The organism is Specibacter sp. NPDC078692 (assembly GCF_040686835.1).
Lineage (GTDB): Bacteria > Actinomycetota > Actinomycetes > Actinomycetales > Micrococcaceae > Specibacter.
Map to the genome: position 1 here is coordinate 18,889 of NZ_JBFBLV010000031.1, position 21,079 is coordinate 39,967.

Below are 21,079 nucleotides of genomic sequence, written 5' to 3' on the forward strand. Positions count from 1 at the left end.
CATTGCTTTGCCACGACGGACCCACTACTGACCTTTCGCGGCCTGACCGGGAGGGGACGGCGGGAGATGGTGAGCTAGGCTGCGGTGACTTCGGCCAGGATCTCACGAAGGATCTCCTCGCCCGCAAGAACCCCGCGCACCGAGGTGAGACGGAGCTGCTCAGCCATGTGTCCGGCGTCATGCAGTTCTCCATGAATGGGACGGAAAGCGAGCTGGGCAACGTCCAACATGCCCGCATCCAGCAGCGAATCGCCGGCTGCAATGACGTTCTCGGTACCTGTCCGGCGGATAACTTCTGCCAAAGCCGCCGCCTTGTTGATGGGTTTTGGAACGCAATAGAGCTTGCGGCCTTGCACCGAAACGCTCCAGCCTGCCGCGTCACACAACTCGACGAGCTCCGCCAAGAAGGCGGAGGGCATGGCATCCCGGTCAATGATGGCGTAGGCAAAAAGGTCCTCGGCGCGGCGCAGTCGCAGGATCCACGGCGCGAATTCCGGCTTGGCCAGATGCGCTTCAATCTCTTCCAGGGGCGCGCAATCTGCCGCCATGTGGGCCGTGAGCTGCGCACTCCACGCGGTGTCCGGCGCACCGTGATGCAGCAGCACCCCGCCGTTGGAGGTGATGGCGTATTCGGGGACCGGACCGGGCAGCTGAACACGTTCGTACTGGGCCTGTGTGCGCGTGGTGGCGGGAACAAACGTGGCCGCCGCTTTGACGCCAATGAGCAATTCTTCGGCGGCGCGCGTCATGAACGACAACGGAGCGCCCTCATAAACCTCCACCACCACCATCGCGGGCGCATCCTTATCGGCACCACTGAGCCAGAGCGAGTTTTTGGAGTAAATCAGCGTCCGGTCAAGGTCGCAGGCAACAACATGGGGGGTGCTCATGCGTTCGGCACGGCCTTTCCGTCGGCGCCCACGGCGCTCTTGTCGAACTGCGGATGGATCAGCCCGACGCAGCTGTACGGCAGGCCCGGGACTTCCTCCACAGGGGTTCCACGCTGTTGGGCTAGCAACAGTACATGTGCGACGTCGGTCATCGCCTCAGGATTGACCAGCACCTTCCACGGCACTCGGCGCAGCAGCACGCGGGTGGTTTCGCCCACCCCGGGCTTGACCAGATTCACGTTGTTGATGCCGTACTCGGAGCTGATCCGTTCCACGGCCTGCCAACCGATCCAGCTCGGTTGCGGTGCTGCTGCCTGGTGTTCGGCGGTCAGGCGCAGTACCTCCGGGTGGATGCGCTGGAAGTGCGCGCCAATGGCGTTCAGGAAGTCATTGGAGACATCGTTGGGAGCCAATTCCGCATAGAACTTGGCGCCATGGAATTCGTGCGGGCCAATGTGCTCCACGTTGTAAACGGTGCGCGAGACCAGCCCCGAAACCGTGGAATTCAAGCAAGCCGAGGGGATCAAATAGTCCTCGCGGGTGCCGAACATGGATACGCAATGTCCGGGATCTGCCAGGACGGCAAGATCGTCGGGGAAGCGGGTGCCGGAACTGGCGGCGAAGTCATCCAAGGCAGCCGTGAGCTCTCGGGAAATGGCGCCCTTGCCGGTCCAACCATCCACAAAAAGGATTCTATCCGGATCAAAGTTGGCAGCCAGATACCGCAATGCCGTTGGGTCAAGGCCCACCCCGCGCACAATGCTCATGGTGAAATGTGGCAAATCCAGGCCGTGAATCTCCTTAGCCCAACGCCGCATCAAGATGCCAATGGGGGTGCCCGCACGGGCCAGCGAAACCAGCACGGGCTGGTTGTTGCGGGCGGCCAGCGCCAACTCCGTCACCACGCCTACGGCTGTGGCAATTCGCTCACCCGCACGCTCCACAGCAACTTGGTACAGCTCCTGGTATTCGGAACTGGGCGAGTACTCCACCGGCAGCGATTCGGCGTAGCTGGCGGCACCGGACTGGATGGCACGCTCCCGCTCCGCGGTGGGTGCTTCCAGCTGTAGATGGCTCAAATCCTTCAGTAGCCAGGTGACCTCTTCGGCCGCGTAGGAGCCAAAATCCGGCCCGGTTAGGGGTGTTGGCAGGGCAGGCAGGCTCATGGAGCATCCTCTGTTTGGCTGGGGTGTGTGGGGGTCGCTACTGTCTGGCTGGGAGCGGCGTGGCTGGGAGCTGCGGCTGTGGGGGAATCAACGGGAAGCAGAACCACCACTGTGTCATCACTTGCTGCGGCCAGCACCACAGTCAGTGGGGGAAGGCCCGGGACTGAGCTGTGCAGCAGCTGCTCTCGGTCCGTGCCAGGTTCAGGGAAAGCCACAATGGTTCCGGGCCGTTGCCCAGAACCCGTTAGGTTGTAGGCAAAGCGGGGGCCGGGGCCGTCGTTGGTGAGATCGTGGCTGGCGAAGCTCAAGGAGCCAGCAATGGCGTAATCAGCCCGGTCGAGGGGAGCGATGGGTGAGCGCGTCGTGGTGGAAAAACGCACGTCATCGTCCGGGCGCAATCGGTCCAAGACCTGTGCCACGGCTAATGGCAAAGACATGTTTTCTTCACAGCCCAACACTGCGAACGGACCCTGGCAGCCGGTCCTAGCAAGTTGTTCAGCCAAATGCCCGGCAATGGCCTCAACGGTGGCCGGCGGAGGTGGGGCGATGTTGCCAAAGCGGTCGCTGCGCACCGGGGCAATGAAACCGGCATCGAACTCAAGGAAGGACACCCGCCCGGCAGCTTCCCCGGCAGTTTCGTCGGTGGGCTCGGTAGATTCCGCGGCAGGCATTTGTTCCACTAATTCTTGGCCACGGATGAGCACATCGTCGGGAAGCTCGATCCATCCCGTGCCCAACGCTGTCACCTGGATCTGACAACCCAACTCCGTCGCCAAGGCGTCGAAGCGAGCCCGGTCGGCGGCGCTGCGGAGGTCAATGAGTGCGGCCACTACGTAAATCTCATGCGACGTCAGGGCATGCAGCTCGCGGATGGTGTTGATGACGGTGGAACCGGTGCTGAACTCGTCATCGACCAGAACCACCGGCCCGCTCGTCGCCAACCACTGCGGATCCGTGGGAACCATGGCGTGCGATGTGGCGTGTGAATGCCCCTCCTCAAACCCGGCCACCGACTCCACCTCGGGCGTGGCATGCCGGGTTGAATGGATGTAATAGGCGCCCAGTGCATTAGCCACCAACCGCCCCAAACCCGTGGCCGTTTCGGCGTAGCCAATCACGACGGCGTCTGGCGCCTGTGTGCGCAACGACGCCACCGCGGCGGTGAGGGACGCGATGGCCGCCTGCCGCTGTCCGGGCCGTTCCCGCAGGGCTGCGGTGAGCAGGTCCGCGGCCGAGGCAATGGCCTCGGCGCGGGCCGATTCCAGAGGTGGGGTCCCGGCGTCGTGCTTCAGGGTGGAGAGGCAAGCTGCGACAAACGCGCCCAGCAGCTCGCCGGCCGCGATGACCAAACCCGGCTCGGTGGGCACATGCTTGGCCAACACCCGGGAGACCAGCAGGTGGGCGCGCTTGGGGTTGCGGCGCAGGGCCAGACCCACCAGATCCTCGATGGCAACGGCACTGGAGGGGTCACTGTGGATGGCGACGTTGAGTTGATCGGCAACAAAACCGCCGCTCCAGACACTTACGCCCGGCTCACTCACGCCATGCTCGCTTCCAGCAGGTCGACAAAACTAATGTTGGCGGCGGCCACACCAAAGGCGTCGGCGCGCAGCAGGGTACGTTGCGCCCAGGCCTGGTGCGGCTTCATCTCGTTCATTTTGTTGCCGTAGGGGGAGGCCGCGGCGCCGCCGTTGGTGTTGCCGGCGATGGCCAAGGCATCCAAATATTCTTCGTGACTGACCACGCTCATGGAATGGACCAGGGCCACGTGGGTGGGGTGGATGACAGTTTTGCCGAGCAGTCCGTTCGCAAGATCGAGCTCAATCTCCCGAATGAGGGTGTCCAGGTTTGCCGTCATGATGCGTTGACGGAGCTCAATTTCCTGGGGGCCCACGAACGGGGTGACGCGCAATTGTGGGCGCAACACGCGTTCGGTGTTGGCGAAGTGCTCCCAGACGGGGCCGGAGATGACGAAGCCGCCGGCGGGCCTGCCCAATACGTTCACAATGTCGCCAATGACGCTGGCCACCACGTTGACGTCATAGATGGTTAGATCCCGTGAGCGGCGAAGGCCAAAGGCGCTGGACATGTCCGTGGCGCCAATCCGGACCGAGAGGATATCCTCTCGGTTGGCGGCGAGCAGCGTGTAAATGTTGGTCAGCGCGGCGTCCCGGGTCTCGACGTGGATCACGGACGGTGATTCCAAGATGGGCATGACGCGCAGCCTGCGGGTGTTGCTTGAGTGGTTGCCGTCCAGGCCCAGCTCGGCCTGAATGATGTGCAACGCTTCGAGGAAGGCCGCACCTGCCCCTGATTCGTTGTCGAACTTAGGGATCACAAAGCCGGTCAGCACGCCTGTGGCGGCACCGGCCCGGCGGGCCACCGAGAGCATCTGTTCGGGCGTCCTGACCCGGACGAAAAGCAGCGGCAGGGCGTCATCATATTCGGCGAGGACTCCAAGCGTGGAGACCACGTTGTCCTCTGCGCTGGCTACATCCGCATCGGGGATGGAGTCCTCCAAACACAGCACCATAGACACGCAGCCGAGATCGCGCTGGCGCAGAATGTCCTTGACTAGATTCGGCCGGTTAGCGGGAGTATATAGCGTCCCGCCAAGGGCAACGGCCTGCAGCTCGGGCGAGCTATGAGCCGTCAATTCCACAGGTAGACGATGAAAAAGGGTAGAGGATTGGAGCGCGGTCAAGGAGCGAAAATGTCGCATTGGCCCTTTCAAAGTAATCCTGAAATAAAATATGGCCCGCGAGGCATATGCCCTAGCGCCCGTAGGCGGAGGCGGGCGCGCTATGCGTCATGGACAAGTCGAACTCGTGCCAGATCTGCTGGTCGGTCCAGGTATGAGGCACCGGCTCCGCCCGCATCTCTAGGACGTTGCCGATCCTGTGTAGCAACATCACCATCTGCGTGCCATCGGCCGCAGGTGGCAGCGCCACGGATTCACCGGAGAATAGCCGCACACCCATGGCGGCACTGCTGCGATTGATGAACACGGCCCGGCGCAGTTCACGCACATGGCGCAAGGAAACCAGCGCATCGCGGCCGTGGTAACCCACCAATTCTCGGTTCCCGGAAGTCATAACGGAGGTCCCGGCCTTGTGGCCATCCACCGTCGCTCCGCCAGTCACCCGGCGCACATCCTCCCACGCAACGGCCGTGCTGCCGCTGACCACCAAGGTGCCCACCGACGATTCCAGCACCGTCAGCCTGAGCACACGGTCCACCAGGTTCAGCTCGTAGATGTCCCGGATCCCGGGGGCCGGGAACAACAGCCGAACCTCATGATCCTCCAGCTTCGCCTTTTCTCGCTGTGCTGCCAGTTTCTTGGCACGGGGACTCGTGGACGACGCCGGAGCCGCACCTCCCAGGACCAACCCGGACGGGCTGGTCCTGGGAGGCGAGGCTACGCCGGAAGCCGCCTGTGCGGATGGTTGCGACGTGGGGCGGGCGGTTGCCGGCGCGCTCGGTTGCAGACGGGGGGCAGCCACCGGAGCAGGCTGGTTGGAAGACGGCGGCTGAGTAGGCTGACGCAGCGTCAAGGAAGGCCCTGAGGATGACTGTGCGGGTGCAGAAACCTGGGGCCGGACCGAGGGTTGCGCGGGTGCAGTGGCCGGTGTCGATGGGTGGCGCAGAGTCAAGGACGGTCCGGACGATGGCTGCATAGGTGCGGCGGGTGCGGTCGCCGGGGCTTGCCGAGGGACCTGTGTCGGCGACTGTGCCGAGGACATAGCCGAGGTAACGGAGGGCTGAACCGGTTGGGCTGGGCCTGGTTTGATCCGGCGACGCAGAAACGGCAGGTCGGTGCGCGGAGCTGAAGGATTATTCACGGTGAGGCCCTACAGGCTGATTCCGTAGTCCTTGGCCACTCCGGCCAGACCTGTGCTGTAGCCCTGCCCCAGTGCACGGAACTTCCAGTCCTCGCGGTGCCGGTACAGCTCACCAAAGATCATGGCCGTGACTGAATCCAGCTGGCTGACGGCCAGGTCAAAGCGGACCAGTTCGCGGTTCTCTGCCGTGGCCACACGAATGTGGGCGTTTCGTACCGCGCCAAAGGTGCCCTGACCACGAAATTCGGGGTCCACATAAGCCAGGAAGATGATCTTGGAAATGTCCGCCGGGATCCTGCCCAGCTCGACATCGATCTGCTCCTGATCGCCGGAGCCCACAAAGGTCACCGAGGCATCGGCACTGGCAAGCTGGTTGAAGTACACCAGGTGCTCATTGGAGACCGCCTTGCCATCTGAATCGCACATGATAGCGAAAGGGACCAGCTCGGCCTGGGGGCCGCGGCTGGGAATGATGTCCCACCCCATGGCCACAAGGACCTGATCCAGGCCCGGATTTTCAGCCGTTAGGGCCGCGTTGGCCCCTGCCACTAGTGTTGCCAAGACTGGCCCTCCAAACGCAATGGGTCCCTCTCTGATGCTGGTTGTTGAAGCTGCAGGGCAGCATCCTGAGCGGAGAATTTATCCGCCAAGAAGCGGCCGTGGGTAGATAGTTCTTCCACCGCGCCAATGCGGATCTGGTTGAGTAGATCCGCCAAAGTTTCCTCCAGCGTGGCCAATTGCTCGGCGAACATGAAGGTTGCCGACGATTCCTCGTCGTGGTGTGCTGGAGGTAGCGATAGGTACGACTGCAACGGCGTAGGGACGTAACTACAAATCATGGCGTTGAGCAGGACGCGCTGCTCCGTGGAACAGCCCCTGATGCTAATGTCCGCCACTGCCTCACGCATGAGGTCGCCCAAATGGCGCAACTGTGAAGTCAGCAAGGGAGGCAGCCTGCTGCCGGATCGGCGCACGGCGGCGCGCAAACTGTCCACGGAGGCACCCATTTGGGCAATTTCCTCCGCGACCGGGTCAACTACCGGCGGGGCAGGTACTTGGGGCGCCTGGCCTCCGCCAAACCTGCCCCCCACAAAACGGCCAATCATCGCATTACCCTAGTTTCGTCGTCGTACGTTTTAGCCTACTCGCGTTCCGACTGGCGGGAGCGCTCCAAGTAAGGCTTGGCCCGCTCCAGGCCGGCTTCTAGGGCTACCACGGTGCCTTCCATGTTCTTGGCGGCCGAGGCGCGGAAGGTGTCGATGGCGTCCATGGTTTCAAAGACGTTATCAAAGGCCTTCTGCAAGGTCTCCACGCTGACGCCGGATGTTGACGCCTGCTGGTGGATGCGGACCGTCTGATCCTTGAGCATCTCACTGGTCTTGAGAATCATGTTGTTGGTGGTGGTGTTGATGGCGTCAATCTGGTCCAGCACCATCTTCTGGTTAGCCAGGGCCTGGGCCACGATCACGGCAGTGCGCAGGGCCGAAATGGTGGTGGTACGGGCCCGGTCAACACCCTTGATGAGTTCCAGGTTGTTCTTACGGATCAGATCCATGGCTAGGTAGCCCTGCACCGAAACAGCCAGCTGCGTCAGGATGTCCTGGTGGCGCTGGCGGATGGGGAACAGCACATCGGCTTCAAGCTTCTGCGCCTGCTCAACCTGACCCGAAGCGCGGGTAGAGTCGATCTTCTCAACACAGGCAGCGTCCAGGGCCTTGGCGAACACGGCGTACTCGCTCAGGCTCTGCATTGTCTCCCAGAGCTTGACCTTTTCCCCGGCCAGGCTGGCGTTGTCCTTGAGGAGCTCGTCCTGGCCAGCCATGAGCGACTTGATGATGGCATCGAGCTGGGTCTGGGCGGACTCGTACTTCTGGAAGTACTTGGCCAGCTTGTTGCCACCCGGAATGAAACCGAGAATCTTCCGGCCAACGGTCAAATCTGCGTTGTTCGGGGTCAGATCCTCCACCGTGCTGCGCAGATCATTCAAAGTGCCCGCAACCTGGGCTTGGGCGCTGTTGCCACTCTTCTTGGCTCCGGCAACAGAAGTTGAGGAGCGCTCCAACATGCGGCTGGAAGCATTCGAGGAGTTGGTCATTTCCGAACCGGCCAGCTTGGAGATGCCATCAACCTTGGAGGTGAACTCGGGGCTGCGGGCATCGAACGTGGCGATCTCGGCGATGTAGTCCTTGGCCTGACGGTTGATCTCGGCCTGGCGTTCGGCAGGCACCGGAACCATGCCGGGGGCTTCTTCAGCCGCGACGATCGCCGGAGCGTCGGGGGCTTTCAGTACCAGTGCGGTTTCGGTTTCGGTGGGCGGGGTCAAAGGTGAAGTCATGGTGAGATCCAATTTCCAAGTAGTTGGAGGTTGTTGAAGCGTTGCTGAAACGGAGAAGGCCGAAACGGTGAGGGGTCAGCCCAGAGGGACGCCGAAGTCGGTGGCGATGCCGGCCAGCCCGGAGGCGTAGCCCTGGCCTACGGCCTTGAACTTCCATTCGCTGCCATTACGGTAGATCTCCGAGAACAGCATGGACGTCTCGGGAGCAGCATCTTCGCTCAAGTCGAAGCGCACAATTTCCTGCTCGTTGCCTTGGTTGACCACGCGGCAGTAGGCTCCGCGAACCTGGCCAAAGTTCTGGCCTCGGGCTTCGGCTTGATCGATGGAAACCACGATGACAATGCGTTCTACATCTGCGGCAACCTTGGTCAGATCGATCAGGATCTGCTCGTCATCACCTGCGCCATCGCCAGTGCGGTTGTCACCGAGGTGAGTCACCGAACCGTCCTTGGCAGCAGGCTGGTTGTAGAAAATGAAGTCATCGCCGGAACGGACCTTGCCGGATGCGGCGACCAGCAGAGCTGAGGCGTCCAGGTCAAAAGCCTCACCCGTGGTGGTGCGGGGATCCCAACCCAAGCCAATGAGTGCCTGTTGCAGGCCGGGGTCGGTCTTGGTCAAAGAAAGGTTGTTGCCCTTGGCAAGCGAAAGTCCAGCCATGAAATCGCGTCCTTACATTGTAAATGGTTTGTGAGCTGCCGGCGGGTTGCCGGTTACCGTCAAAGCGGTGTGGTGCGCGGATTCCTCCGCGCACCACGGTGAACTAGTCCAGAACAATTCCGTAGTCGGTGGCGATGCCGTGCAAGCCACTGGCGTAGCCCTGGCCGACGGCGCGGAACTTCCATTCTGCGCCGTTGCGGTAGATTTCAGCGAAAACCATAGTGGTCTCCGACGCGGCGTCCTCGGAAAGGTCGTAGCGAACAATTTCTTGTTCGTTTTCCTGGTTGATCACACGGCAGTAGGCGTCGCGAACCTGACCGAAGTTCTGGCCACGGACTTCCGCTTGGTCGATTGAGACCACAATGACCACACGTTCAATATCGGCGGCAACCGTGGCGAGATTGATCAGGATCTGCTCGTCGTCGCCGTCACCTTCACCCGTGCGGTTATCGCCCTGGTGAACAACCGAGCCATCCTTGGATTCGAGCTGGTTGTAGAAGATGAAGTCATCGTTATTGCGGACCTTGCCGCTGGCGGTAACCAGCAATGCTGATGCGTCCAAGTCGAACTGGTGACCGCTGGTGGTGCGCGGATCCCAGCCCAGGCCAACCATGGCCATCTGCAGGCCGGGATCAGCCTTGGTTAGGGAAAGGTTGCTGCCCTTGGAAAGTGTCAAAGATGCCATCTGAACTGAACTCCTCTAATAACTGAAGTGCCACTTACAAACTAAAACGAAATAGCCTTTGGCGAAACCCTACAGTGAGTTTGCTGCCGGTTGGATCAGGTCCATCGCGGTGCGTCCGTTGGCTCGCTCGCCAATAGCAGTGAACGCCCAGCCGGTGTCCTCGCGGGACACCTTGGCCATGATCATGGCGGTGTGGGTGCCTGAATCGGTCAGCTGGAAACGGGCAACTTCAGGGGAGCCAGCCGTTGAATCGTCAACGAGGCGGCAGAATGCGTTCTCTACCAGGTCAAAGGTCTGGCGGCTGTAGCTGCTGATAACAAACACAATCTGGGACACGGCCGGTGAGACCTTGGCCAGATCAACCAGGATGGTCTCGTCGTCACCGTCGCCTTCACCGGTCAGGTTGTCACCGGTGTGCTGGGTGGAGCCGTCTTTGCTCTTCAGCTGATTGAAGAAGACCGTGTCAAGGGCCTTACCGCTGGCGTCAAAGAAAATGGCTGAGGCGTCTAGGTCGATATCGGCTGCCTTCTTCAGGCCGCCAAACAGTCCGCGCTTGACGGGGGCTGCAGAATCCCAGCCCAGTCCCATCCGCACCCGGGTGAGGGCGGCGCCGTCGTTCTTCTTCAGTGAAAGGGCCTGGCCCTTTTGCAAACTAAGTCCCATAGCGTGTAGCTCCTTGGTGAATAGGTGTGGAAAAACGTGGGTGTTGATGCTAATTAGTGAGCTGCTCAACCTTGATTTCTGCTGCTGCAGCTCGCTTGTTTCGAACAATGGAAGACCAGAATGAGGCGCCGATGAAGACCACGCCGATGATTCCGGTGATGACCTCGTTGACCTCGATACTGATGGTCAAGAGCAAGATGATGGACAGGGCGCCAATGGCCCAGTGGGCGCCATGATCCAGGTATTCGTAGTCATCGAGGGTTCCTTCGCGGACCAGGAACACCGTCAGTGAGCGGACGAAGATGGCGCCGATCAGGCCGAGGCCAAGGGCGATGATGATGGGGTCGGAGGTGATGGCAAAGGCGCCGATGACGCCGTCAAAGGAGAACGAGGCGTCAATGACTTCAAGGTAGAGGAACAGCATGAACGCGGCCTTGCCCACTGCCTTGCCGACGCCCTTGTTGGACTTTTTGGTGATTTTTGCCGCCTCGGCAGCAATATCGTCTGCGTCCGAATCACCGTCACCGTCGACGTCGAAGAGGTCACCGAGGCCGTTCACCAACATGTAGGTGACCATGCCCAGGATGCCTGCGATGAGAACGTCGATTTCCTTGCCGGGGCGGACCATGGCGGCGGAGGCCACCAAGATCAGCAGGGCGATGACCATTGATGCGCCATGCAGGCGACCAATGAAAGCTAGAGGTTTCTCGAGCCACTTAAGCCAGTGGATTTCGCGCTCCTCGAACATGAAGTCGAGGAATAGCATGAGCAGGAAGACACCGCCAAAGGCAGCGATTTGCGGGTGCGCGTCGTGCAACAGGTAGGAGTAGCTGCCTTCTGTATGGATGTCGCCCTTTTCCAGCGCCAGTTGCACGGCTTGGATCGGGTTGAGGTTGGCCGTGACGCCAACAATCAAGAGCGGGAACGCGATGCGCATACCGACAACGGCGATCAAAATACCGACCGTCAAGAACATTTTTTGCCAGAACGCGCTCATCTTTTCCAAGATGCGGGCGTTAACTACGGCATTGTCAAAGCTGAGGCTGACTTCCAAAACACCGAGGATGGCACAGAGGATAAGCGCTTCGATGCCGCCGTAGAAAAAGGCGAGGGTGAGCGCTACTGCGGTGATCCCGAAGGACCAGCCAAAAGTTCTCATGAACACGCGCTAAAAAGCTCCTCAGGAAATCCTAAGACCTGCCACGGATCAGGGATTTCATCGATCTGGATTCGGTGCCACGAAGCCTCACGGCACGGGCCCGGATTGTTCAAATTCAATTATCTCCATTCACGCTACATATTCCTAATGGTTGGCCGTTCCGAAAAGTTCCCGGTTGTCATTGAATCTGCTGAGCATCATCTTGCCGTACCCCTCCGACATTGGGTGTTTTGGGCCGTATTTGCGGGGCGCGGGGGAGGGTTGTTGCGGTCGGCTAGGTCTTGGGCTCCCACATAGACTGGATTCATGACCCAGGCTCCTGTTGAAAACGTTGATCCTGCAGCCGTGGCTGCGCTTCCCAAGGCCGAACTGCACCTGCACATTGAGGGCACCCTCGAGCCGGAATTGATTCTGGCGCTGGCGGCGCGCAACGGCATCACACTGCCGTTTCCCACACTGGAAGCATTACGGGAACAGTATGAGTTCACCGATCTGCAATCGTTCCTGAACCTGTATTACGCCAACATGGCCGTGCTGATCACGGAGGCTGACTTTACCGACATGACGGGGGCCTATTTGGCCCGCGCCAAGGAATCTGGAGTCCGCCATGCGGAGATCATGTTTGATCCCCAGGCTCATGTTGCTCGCGGAGTGGAACTTTCGACGGCGGTCAACGGTATCGCCGCTGCCCTCGCCACCAGCGAGGCGGACTTTGGTATCACGACAGGACTCATCGCCGCATTCTTGCGTGATGAATCTGAAGAGTCTGCGCTTGCCGTTCTGGAGCAGCTGCTGGCTATGAACGCGCCCATTATCGGCATTGGCCTGGACTCAGCAGAGGTGGGCAATCCGCCGTCGAAGTTCATCCGCTTGTTCAAACGTGCCGCAGAAGCAGGGCTGCGCTTGGTGGCTCACGCCGGCGAAGAGGGCCCGCCCAGCTATGTTGAGGACGCGTTGGACCTGCTCGGTGTGGAGCGGATCGACCATGGAATTAGGGCTGTAGAAGACAAATACTTGGTTAAGCGGCTGGTGGCTGAGCAGGTTCCATTGACGGTGTGCCCGCTCTCGAATGTCCGGCTGCGTACCGTGGATACCCTGGCCGCCCATCCGCTGCCGCAGATGATTGCGGCGGGGCTGAACGTCTGCGTCAACTCCGATGATCCCGCATATTTTGGCGGCTACGTTGGGGCTAACTTTGGCGCGCTCGTGGACGAGTTCGAATGGGACTCGGCGACAGTTGAGCTGTTGGCGGCCAACTCCATCCGCTCATCTTTTGCCTCTGACGAGCGCAAGCATCAACTGCTGGGTGAGCTGGCTGCTTGGAGTGCTGCGCAGGACTGAGTTCTTCGTGGCGTCCGATGGATAGGCTCGGGCAGAATCAACGTGGTCGGCGGAAGTCAGCCGAGGGCAAGCAGACCCCCGGCCGCTTGTGTCACCGGGCCCACCTGCTCGATGAGTAGGAGGGTGCCTAGTGCACACATGATGAGGCCGCTTGTCAGTGTCACGCCGCGAGCCGCAGCTGGACGTGATCGCAACAATTTCCGAGCGCCGACTGCCACGAGCGAGTAAATGACGGCGGTCATAGCGACGAAGGACAGCCCCAGAATGGCCGACTGAAGTGGTACTGAAAATGCGGCGTCGACCTTGATGAACTGCGGGGTGAGGGCAACGAACAGCAGCAGCCCCTTCGGGTTGATGCTGCTGGTACCAAAGCCTTGCAGGAACGGTCCCCAGGCTGAGTTGGGTTTGCCGAGTGCGGAGGCTGTAGGGGTCAAGTCCTCAGGCGTCATGGCTTTTCCCGCAGCCGGATTCACGGGCAGTTCTCCGTTCGGTCCCACGGTGACAAATCCGGCGCCTCGCCATGATCTGGTGGTCATGAAGCCGAGCCACAAAAGGTAGAGGGCTCCGGCAACTGTCAGCCACAACAACAAACTAGGCATGGCTGCCATGAGTGCCGCGATCCCGGCCGCCAGCAAGATGGTATGCAGGACGTAGCCGCCACAAAGCCCTGCAATGGCAGGCACGAAACTGCGCTTTCCCAGACCGGAAGCGATCGCAAAAGCCCAATCCGGGCCAGGTGTGCAGGTCAGGGTGATGGCGACTATGAGGAAGCCTACGAGTGCCTGCGGTTCCATGATGCTCCTGCTGCCTAGATTCGTCGTGATCACTGCGGTTGTTGATCATTGTTGTTGATCTTCTACGGCAAGCTTAGGGAAAATGGAGACATAAGTGCTTACCTTTTTTGTCCATAAATACGAGTGCCGCGATAAGATATATCTGTGATTGATGCCATTGATAAAGAAATTTTGCGCACACTTCAAAACGACGGTCGAATGAGTGCGACTGCCTTGGCTGCTGAGGTGGGTTTGACCGTTGCGCCATGTCACCGTCGGCTCAAAGATTTAGAGTCGTCCGGCGCCATTAGTGGTTACCGCGCCATCATTGATCCGGTTGCTGTAGGACTGGGTTTTGAGGCGCTGGTGTTTGTGACTCTTGCGCGCGTTGACCGTTCCACCATGGACGAGTTCGAGGCGCAGGTTTCGGCCAATGCTCGTATTACCTCAGCCCAGCGACTATTTGGCGACCCTGACTATATTTTGAGAGTCATGGCTAAGGATCTCAGTGACTATCAGCAGTGCTTCGACAATGAGCTGACGGTCCTCCCGGGTGTGCAGCGCGTCAGTTCCACCCTTGTCATGAAGAATCTGAAACCAGGAGCTGGACTGCCGCTCTAGCCTCCACGCCCCGGATTTTGTGGACCTGCCCTGGTACAAAAGTGGCTCCATGGAGTGGCGCTATGATTGAAGTTAGGGTGTGGTCAGTCCACATTCAATGTGTTTTGCCCTACAGTTGAAATCATGAAAATTGCGCTCTTCGCCACCTGCATCGTCGATGCCATGTACCCGCGCACGGCACAGGCCACTGTGGCCCTTCTGGAACGGCTCGGACATGAGGTTGTGTTCCCCTCTGGGCAGGCCTGCTGCGGTCAGATGCACGTCAACTCCGGCTACTTCAAGGAAGCCCACGCCGTTGTGGCCAACCACGTCGAAGCCTTCGACACCGATGATTACGACGTCGCCGTGGCACCTTCAGGTTCCTGTGTTGCCAGTGTTAAGCACCAGCATGAGATGGTGGCCCGCCGCTGTGGTGATGCTGCACTTGAGGCCAGAGCTGCCAAGGTAGGCGCCAAAACCTACGAGCTCTCCCAATTGCTGACCGATGTTCTGGGCATCACCAATGCGGCAGAACAGCTGGGTTCGTACTTTCCGCATAAGGTCACCTACCACCCCAGCTGCCACGGTATGCGGCTGTTGCGTCTGGAAGACCGCCAGTTGAACCTGCTGGCAAGCGTGGGTGGCATCGAGATGGTGGAATTGCCCCAAGCCGATCAGTGCTGCGGCTTCGGCGGCACCTTCTCCATGAAGAATGCCGATGTTTCCGCCGCCATGAACGCCGACAAGGCGGCCAACATTTGCGGCACCGGCGCAGAGCTGTGTTCCGGCGGCGACGCCAGCTGCCTCCTGCACATTGGTGGCGGACTGTCCCGCCAGGGCAGCGAGGTGGGCACCCTCCACTTTGCTGAGATCTTGGCGAGCACTCTTGAAAACCCCATAACAGTCACTGGCGACGTGAAATTGGCAGGGAGCAAGCGATGAGCAACACCTTTTTGGGCATGCCCACATTGCCAGTTTTCGGCAGCGGTAACCTCAATGCCACCGAACCCTTCCCGAAGGCAGCGCACCGCGAACTGGGCAATGAGCAATTGCGGGCCAACCTGGGCCACGCAACCCACACCATTCGCGACAAGCGGCTGAAAGTTGTTGCCGAACTTCCCGACTGGGAAGACATGCGCAACGCTGGCAGCGCCATCAAGGACGCCACCATGGCGAATTTGCCAGCCCTGCTGGAGCAGTTCGAAGCGAACTTCACCGCCCGCGGCGGCATCATTCACTGGGCCCGCGACGCCCAGGAAGCCAATGAGATTGTCACCTCCCTGATCCGCGAGACCGGTGAAACTGAAGTGGTCAAGGTCAAGTCCATGGCCACCCAGGAAATCGGCTTGAACGAATACCTTCAAGAGCAGGGCATAGCGGCCTACGAGACTGACCTGGCTGAGCTGATCGTCCAGCTAGACCACGACAAGCCCAGTCACATCCTGGTCCCGGCTATCCACAAAAACCGCAGCCAGGTCCGCGAAATCTTCCTGCGCGAAATGCCCGTGGTGGACCCAAACCTGACGGATGACCCGGCCCGTCTGGCCGAAGCCGCCCGCACACACCTGCGCAAAAAGTTCCTCTCCGCCAAGGTGGCCGTCTCGGGTGCCAACTTCGGCTTGGCCGACACCGGCACCTTGACCGTGGTGGAATCCGAAGGGAACGGCCGCATGTGCCTGACCCTGCCGGAAACGCTCATCACCGTCATGGGCATTGAAAAGTTGCTGCCGTCGTGGACCGATCTTGAAGTATTCATGCAATTGCTGCCCCGGTCTTCCACGGGCGAGCGCATGAACCCCTACACCTCGCTGTGGACCGGCGTCACCCCCGGCGACGGCCCACAAAACGTCCACCTGGTCATGCTGGACAACGGCCGCACCGCAGCACTCGCCGATGAATACGGCCGCACGGCACTGAACTGCATCCGTTGTTCGGCGTGCATGAACGTGTGCCCCGTCTACGAACGCACCGGAGGACACGCTTACGGATCCACCTACCCGGGTCCCATCGGCGCGATCCTTTCACCCCTTATGACAGGTATCAAGAGCGAGGAAAACAACTCCCTGCCCTACGCCTCCTCCCTCTGCGGCGCCTGCTTTGACGCCTGCCCCGTGAAGATCAACATCCCCGAAATCCTGGTCCACTTACGCGGCGAAGACGTTGATTCCAAACGCGCCAAGGTCAAGATCCCCACCCAGATGGACCTCATGATGAAGGGTGCCGAATGGGCGTTCTCCAAGGGCTCACATCTGGCCCTGCTGGAAAAGGGCTTGCCTTTGGGCAAGCTCGTTGCCGGACGCGCCAAAGTCATCAAACGGCTCCCCGGCATCGCTGGTGGCTGGACCCAGAGTAGGAACATCCCGGCCCCACCCAGCCAGTCGTTCCGCCAGTGGTGGGACAAAGAACATCAGCCAGGCGCCGCCGTCGTACTTGGCGAGGGCACCTCAAGCACCACCTCAAATACCAGCGAAGGGGAGCAGGCATGAGCGCCCGCGAGGACATCATGAACCGGATCAAATCGGCCCTGCGTGATGCGCCGGTGACGCCCGTGGTGCCCCGGATTTACCGCCGCAGCTCGGACATGACCGCGGCGCAGCGCCTGGAGCAGCTCGTGGACAGGCTGGTGGACTACAAGGCGAACGTGTTCCTCACACCCACCTCCGATGTTGCCGCACGGCTGGCCGAACTGCTCGCCGGCAGTGCCTCGATTGTGGTGCCGCATGGCCTGGCGCAGGAGTGGCTTGCAGCTTTGAAGAACGACGCCGGGACGTTGGCTGTGCATGTTGACTCGCCGGAGAGCCGCCTCACCGTAGCGGAACTGGATGCTGTGGACGCCGTGGTCACCGCTGCCGCGACGGCCGTGTCCGAGACCGGAACCATCATGCTGGATGGCAGTGATGATCAGGGTCGGCGTATCATCTCCCTCGTTCCGGATCGGCACATCTGCATCCTGCGTGCGGGGGACATTGTGGAGGTGCTGCCGGAGGCGATTGCCCGTTTGGAAGCAACCCGACCGCAAACCTGGATCAGCGGGCCTAGCGCCACGAGCGATATTGAACTCGAACGTGTTGAGGGCGTCCACGGACCGCGAACCCTGGACGTCATTATCCTGACGTAGCGCCTCCGCTGCTCGATCGCCGAGTCCCGGTGGTCGAGCCTGTCGAGGCCAACTCTCGACAGTTGCCGCTCCCGGTGGAAGCATGACAGGCATGAGATCTTCGGAGTTGTTGACTGACGCTTTCGGCAGAATTGGCACCATTGTTGGCGGTGTCCTACACGGTCTGGAGCCACAGAACGCGAATTGGCGCCCGGGCGGGAGCGGTAATTCCATAGCCTGGCTTGTGTGGCACCTGTCGCGCGGGCAAGACGAACAAATTGCCGAGGTGGCCGGGACTGAATCTGTGTGGCGCAGCGGAGAGTACGCTGACCGCTTTGCTTTTGGGCTGGACCCCGCCGATACCGGCTACGGACACACGGCAGAGCAGGTGACCGCCGTTCATGTGGATTCTACGGAACTGCTGCGTGAGTACCTCGAGGCGGTTCTGGCCCGAAGTTTGGAATATGTTGGTGGGTTGAGCGATGCCGAGCTGGACCGAATCGTGGATGAACGCTGGGATCCGCCGGTGACGCTAGGAGTTCGGCTCATCAGCATTCTTGATGACTGCGTGCAACACGGCGGTCAGGCGGCCTATGTTAAGGGCCTCCTGAGTCAGGGAGACTTGGCGCCTGCGCGTGGTTAAGGCACAATGAGGCGCCACTCAATGAGCTGCGCACGGTTACGGCGTAACGGTCCGCAGAAGCAAAGTTTGTAGCTCGGGCGCCGGAAGGTCAGGCGCCTGCGTACTCGCTTCAGGTGGAGCCCCGTCGGTGATCGAGCGTGCCGAGACCGGTGCCCTTACATATTTCCCCGGCCAGGCCTAGACTGACAACAACCCTGTTGACCACCACTCATCACGCGCCGCAGGCGCGCACTTTCAGTGTGCTGCACGAAGCGGCAGGGGTTGATTTCTCATTGCACTTGAAGCGCCAATTAGGTGTCTTCTGAAATAACTGGGAAGGAAAAACCATGTCAGGAAACAAAGCAGTTGCCTACAAGGGACCCGGAGTCGTCGAGGTTATTGACATCGATTACCCCACGTTTGAACTCAAGGACGGGCCGGGCGTCAACCCTGCCAACGTGGGAAGAAAAGTTCCTCATGGTGTCATCCTGCGCACAGTGGCCACCAACATTTGTGGCTCCGACCAACACATGGTGCGAGGACGCACCACGGCTCCGTCGGATCTGGTTTTGGGCCACGAAATCACCGGCGAAGTGGTCGAGGTGGGCCCCGGCGTTGAATTCATCAAGGTGGGGGACATTTGTTCGGTCCCCTTCAACATCTCATGCGGACGCTGCCGAAACTGCAAGGAACGCAAGACCGGCATCTGCCTCAACGTAAACCCGGACCGACCGGGTAGTGCCTACGGCTATGTCGACATGGGCGGCTGGGTGGGCGGCCAGGCCGAGTACGTGCTGGTGCCGTACGCCGACTGGAACCTGCTGAAGTTCCCGGACCGGGACCAGGCGCTGGAGAAGATCATGGACCTGACCATGCTCTCCGACATCTTCCCGACCGGCTTCCATGGTGCAGTGTCGGCCGGCGTGACTGTCGGCTCCACCGTCTACATTGCCGGCGCCGGGCCAGTGGGCCTCGCGGCGGCAACATCCGCCCATCTGCTGGGTGCCGCCGTCGTCATTGTCGCTGACATGAACGCTGATCGTCTGGCGGCAGCACGAGCGTTTGGTTGTGAAACCGTGGATCTTAGCAAGGGCGGGCCGGCGGAGCAGATCGAGCAGATCCTCGGCGTGCCCGAGGTCGACTGCGCGGTCGATGCCGTTGGCTTCGAGGCCAAGGGCCACGGTTCCGGTGCCGGTGAGGCGCCGGCTACGGTGTTGAACGACCTCATGGACATCACAGCAGCCGGCGGCTCGCTGGGCATTCCCGGCCTGTATGTGACCGGCGATCCGGGCGGCATCGACGCCGCCGCACAAAAGGGTTCGCTGTCGCTGAGCCTGGGCACCGGCTGGGCAAAGTCCCTCGCATTCACAACAGGACAGTGCCCCGTCATGAAGTACAACCGCGGCCTGATGATGGCAATCCTGCACGACAAGGTGCAGATCGCCAAGAACGTCAACGCCCAGGCCATTTCCCTCACCGACGCGCCGCGCGGCTATGCCGAGTTCGACGCCGGTGCCGCCACCAAGTACGTCCTGAACCCGAACGGGTATCTGGGCTAGCCGGACGCAGACGTTCGTGGGTAGTTGTCACCGCTCACTGCCGGTTCACCGGTGGCGAGCGGTGACAACCACCTCTTTGGTGTGTTCGAACCGTTATTTTTCCCACGGCGCCTTGAACGGGAAGTACTGTTCCAAAAAGTCGGTGACCAGTTCCCTACGCTTTTCCGGGGCGGCGTCGCCGAAACTGCCGTCATTGAGGCACAAAAAGTCGGCATTGCGCCGAGCCAGCACCTGCGGCAAGTCGGCGAGCCCTGCCATATTTGCCGTATCCACGTAAACTCCCCGACCGTCCTTGTGCATGACGGCCCGGCCGGTCAGCAAGGCGTAGTAGTGGTAAAGGGAGTTGGTCACCGAAATGTTTCCTGCTGCCCGGAATGTGCTGGCGGCCGTGGCCACGAACTCCGGTGCAAATTCCTGTTCCAGTTCAGCCAGGACCGAACGGCGCAGCGGCGCCGCGCTGTGTTCCAGATGATGGGTTGTGAAGGTGCCAAAACGTTCCCATAAAAGCCTGCGGTTGACGCGGGCCGAGTTCTCAAAACCACTGCGTTGCACATCGCTTTCGCCCAGCCCGATCCGGTTGGGGGAGAGCATGAAGCGGGTGATTCCTCCAGGGGTAAAGAAGAGGTCCGGTGAAAGCGGGCGACCCAAAAACATGTCGTCATTGGAATATAGGAAGTGTTCCGCTAGGCCCTCGATGTGGTGCAGCTGAGACTCCACCGCCATGGAATTGTGCGTTGGTAAGACTGAGGTGTCGGCAAAGTGCTCCTGGCTGCGGACCAGGGAGACTTTCGGGTGCTCGGCAAGCCACTGCGGAGCCGGCGAATCCGTGGCAATGAAGATGTGCCGGATCCACGGGGCAAAAAGATGCACCGAACGTAGTGCGTACTTCAGTTCATCTACTTGGCGAAACCGGGCTTCATGGTCATCGCCCTCGCCTAGCAACGCTTCTGATTCAAGCTCCCGGCGCGCTGACTGGTAAGAGGCGGCGCTGCCGTCAACCCAGGAAAATACCATGTCGATGTCGAAGCGGACATCAAAGGCATGATCAATGAACATGTTCTCAATGGTGGGCCAGTTCAATCCGTGAAGCTCCACGGTGCTGCGCTTAGCTTCCCCACGTTCCACCGTTCGGCGCGTGAGCGAGTTTTCCAGCGGCAGGTCAATGTGGTCCGCGGAAAAGGCCCACAACTCAATTTGTACTCCCCATGCCGCCCCGTAATACAGCCCTCCAGTGGGAGCTACTCGTGGGCGGAAGAGACGCACGATCTGTGTTTCGGGCAGTTTGGCCAGCAATCCCTCGGCCAACAACACGGTGGATTTGCGGGTGTCAACGCTGCGCGCATAAAACGGTTCTTGGATGAAGGCGGCCGTCAGGCACCGTTCGAGGCGTTCGCGCAGGGAACGCTCGATCGCCAGCACTGGCCGTTCGTCGTTGCCGCGCACCAGCAGGTACTCGATCCCGCCACTATCCAGCGCCGCACGAACGGCCAAAAGATCGGCGACCATGGCCTCTTGGGGTGTAACTCCAGCCGTGTTGAGTAGGGCAAGTCTGTCGCGGCTGACCGTCACGTCTCGACGCGAGCGGATAGCTTCAAACGCAGATGACGCAGGGGACGCAGGCGAGGCGGGCGTTGGGGGCTTGCTGGGCACTGCGGACTCCTGAAGGCTGGCCGGTGGGGCGCTTATGAGC

At 60.6% G+C, this 21,079-nt stretch carries 21 protein-coding genes; 7 read left to right on the forward strand and 14 right to left on the reverse strand.

Annotated elements, in window-relative coordinates; translation table 11 throughout:
* Positions 1-74 precede the first annotated feature (74 nt).
* The 12 genes from AB0O97_RS16995 to AB0O97_RS17050 form a co-directional block, all read right to left on the reverse strand.
* A complete protein-coding gene (locus AB0O97_RS16995) occupies positions 75-890 on the reverse strand; it encodes an HAD family hydrolase (RefSeq protein ID WP_363844057.1) in 816 nt (271 codons plus the stop codon).
* Complete coding sequence (locus AB0O97_RS17000; protein ID WP_363884232.1) at positions 887-2,056, reverse strand: cysteine protease StiP family protein; 1,170 nt, start codon at positions 2,054-2,056, stop codon at positions 887-889. The genes AB0O97_RS16995 and AB0O97_RS17000 overlap by 4 nt, the downstream gene beginning before the upstream one ends.
* A complete protein-coding gene (locus tag AB0O97_RS17005; protein WP_363844051.1) occupies positions 2,053-3,597 on the reverse strand; it encodes a phosphoribosyltransferase domain-containing protein in 1,545 nt (514 codons plus the stop codon). The genes AB0O97_RS17000 and AB0O97_RS17005 overlap by 4 nt, the downstream gene beginning before the upstream one ends.
* Positions 3,594-4,718, reverse strand: a complete 1,125-nt coding sequence (locus AB0O97_RS17010) for an HpcH/HpaI aldolase/citrate lyase family protein (protein WP_363884234.1) — start codon at positions 4,716-4,718, stop codon at positions 3,594-3,596. Before AB0O97_RS17010 ends, AB0O97_RS17005 begins: the two co-directional genes overlap by 4 nt.
* 112 nt (positions 4,719-4,830) lie before the next feature.
* Entirely contained in the window at positions 4,831-5,559 is a 729-nt protein-coding gene (locus AB0O97_RS17015) for a hypothetical protein (RefSeq protein WP_363844045.1), read from the reverse strand.
* A gap of 348 nt (positions 5,560-5,907) precedes the next feature.
* On the reverse strand, positions 5,908-6,459 hold the full coding sequence (locus tag AB0O97_RS17020; protein WP_363844042.1) for a TerD family protein: 552 nt from the start codon (positions 6,457-6,459) through the stop codon (positions 5,908-5,910).
* Positions 6,447-7,004: a hypothetical protein gene (locus tag AB0O97_RS17025; RefSeq protein WP_363844039.1), complete on the reverse strand. Its 558-nt coding sequence runs from the start codon at positions 7,002-7,004 to the stop codon at positions 6,447-6,449. Before AB0O97_RS17025 ends, AB0O97_RS17020 begins: the two co-directional genes overlap by 13 nt.
* Before the next feature lie 35 nt (positions 7,005-7,039).
* The gene (locus AB0O97_RS17030; RefSeq protein ID WP_363844036.1) at positions 7,040-8,233 is read right to left on the reverse strand and encodes a toxic anion resistance protein; all 1,194 of its coding nucleotides are present in this window, start codon (positions 8,231-8,233) and stop codon (positions 7,040-7,042) included.
* Positions 8,234-8,308: 75 nt separating this feature from the next.
* The gene (locus tag AB0O97_RS17035; RefSeq protein ID WP_363844033.1) at positions 8,309-8,890 is read right to left on the reverse strand and encodes a TerD family protein; all 582 of its coding nucleotides are present in this window, start codon (positions 8,888-8,890) and stop codon (positions 8,309-8,311) included.
* 103 nt (positions 8,891-8,993) lie between these two features.
* Positions 8,994-9,575 carry a TerD family protein gene (locus AB0O97_RS17040; RefSeq protein ID WP_363844030.1) on the reverse strand — a complete coding sequence of 194 codons (582 nt, stop codon included), beginning with the start codon at positions 9,573-9,575 and terminating at the stop codon, positions 8,994-8,996.
* A gap of 69 nt (positions 9,576-9,644) precedes the next feature.
* Positions 9,645-10,238, reverse strand: a complete 594-nt coding sequence (locus AB0O97_RS17045) for a TerD family protein (RefSeq protein ID WP_363884236.1) — start codon at positions 10,236-10,238, stop codon at positions 9,645-9,647.
* A gap of 49 nt (positions 10,239-10,287) precedes the next feature.
* Entirely contained in the window at positions 10,288-11,397 is a 1,110-nt protein-coding gene (locus tag AB0O97_RS17050; RefSeq protein WP_363884238.1) for a DUF475 domain-containing protein, read from the reverse strand.
* 306 nt (positions 11,398-11,703) lie between these two features.
* On the opposite strand from AB0O97_RS17050, the gene AB0O97_RS17055 reads away from it, so the two are divergent.
* A complete protein-coding gene (locus AB0O97_RS17055) occupies positions 11,704-12,738 on the forward strand; it encodes an adenosine deaminase (protein WP_363884240.1) in 1,035 nt (344 codons plus the stop codon).
* Between the two features lie 56 nt (positions 12,739-12,794).
* Here the strand turns inward: AB0O97_RS17055 and AB0O97_RS17060 are convergent, their stop codons facing one another.
* Positions 12,795-13,532, reverse strand: coding sequence for a LysE family translocator (locus AB0O97_RS17060; protein WP_363884241.1), 738 nt, complete (start codon positions 13,530-13,532; stop codon positions 12,795-12,797).
* 144 nt (positions 13,533-13,676) lie between these two features.
* Here AB0O97_RS17060 and AB0O97_RS17065 point away from each other — a divergent pair, with 144 nt between their 5' ends.
* The 6 genes from AB0O97_RS17065 (at position 13,677) to fdhA (ending at position 19,389) form a co-directional block, all read left to right on the forward strand.
* Positions 13,677-14,132: an Lrp/AsnC family transcriptional regulator gene (locus AB0O97_RS17065; RefSeq protein WP_363844022.1), complete on the forward strand. Its 456-nt coding sequence runs from the start codon at positions 13,677-13,679 to the stop codon at positions 14,130-14,132.
* 123 nt (positions 14,133-14,255) lie between these two features.
* The gene (locus tag AB0O97_RS17070) at positions 14,256-15,053 is read left to right on the forward strand and encodes a (Fe-S)-binding protein (RefSeq protein ID WP_363884243.1); all 798 of its coding nucleotides are present in this window, start codon (positions 14,256-14,258) and stop codon (positions 15,051-15,053) included.
* Positions 15,050-16,597 carry a LutB/LldF family L-lactate oxidation iron-sulfur protein gene (locus AB0O97_RS17075; RefSeq protein ID WP_363884245.1) on the forward strand — a complete coding sequence of 516 codons (1,548 nt, stop codon included), beginning with the start codon at positions 15,050-15,052 and terminating at the stop codon, positions 16,595-16,597. The genes AB0O97_RS17070 and AB0O97_RS17075 overlap by 4 nt, the downstream gene beginning before the upstream one ends.
* Positions 16,594-17,229 carry a lactate utilization protein C gene (locus AB0O97_RS17080; protein WP_363884247.1) on the forward strand — a complete coding sequence of 212 codons (636 nt, stop codon included), beginning with the start codon at positions 16,594-16,596 and terminating at the stop codon, positions 17,227-17,229. The genes AB0O97_RS17075 and AB0O97_RS17080 overlap by 4 nt, the downstream gene beginning before the upstream one ends.
* Positions 17,230-17,320: 91 nt before the next feature.
* A complete protein-coding gene (locus AB0O97_RS17085) occupies positions 17,321-17,851 on the forward strand; it encodes a DinB family protein (RefSeq protein ID WP_363884248.1) in 531 nt (176 codons plus the stop codon).
* A 326-nt stretch (positions 17,852-18,177) separates the two neighbouring features.
* The gene (gene fdhA / locus AB0O97_RS17090) at positions 18,178-19,389 is read left to right on the forward strand and encodes a formaldehyde dehydrogenase, glutathione-independent (RefSeq protein WP_363884250.1); all 1,212 of its coding nucleotides are present in this window, start codon (positions 18,178-18,180) and stop codon (positions 19,387-19,389) included.
* A 93-nt stretch (positions 19,390-19,482) separates the two neighbouring features.
* On the opposite strand, the gene AB0O97_RS17095 is transcribed toward fdhA, so the two are convergent.
* Positions 19,483-21,039 (reverse strand): stealth conserved region 3 domain-containing protein, encoded by a 1,557-nt coding sequence (locus AB0O97_RS17095; RefSeq protein WP_363884252.1) that lies wholly within the window; start codon positions 21,037-21,039, stop codon positions 19,483-19,485.
* Positions 21,040-21,079 lie beyond the last annotated feature (40 nt).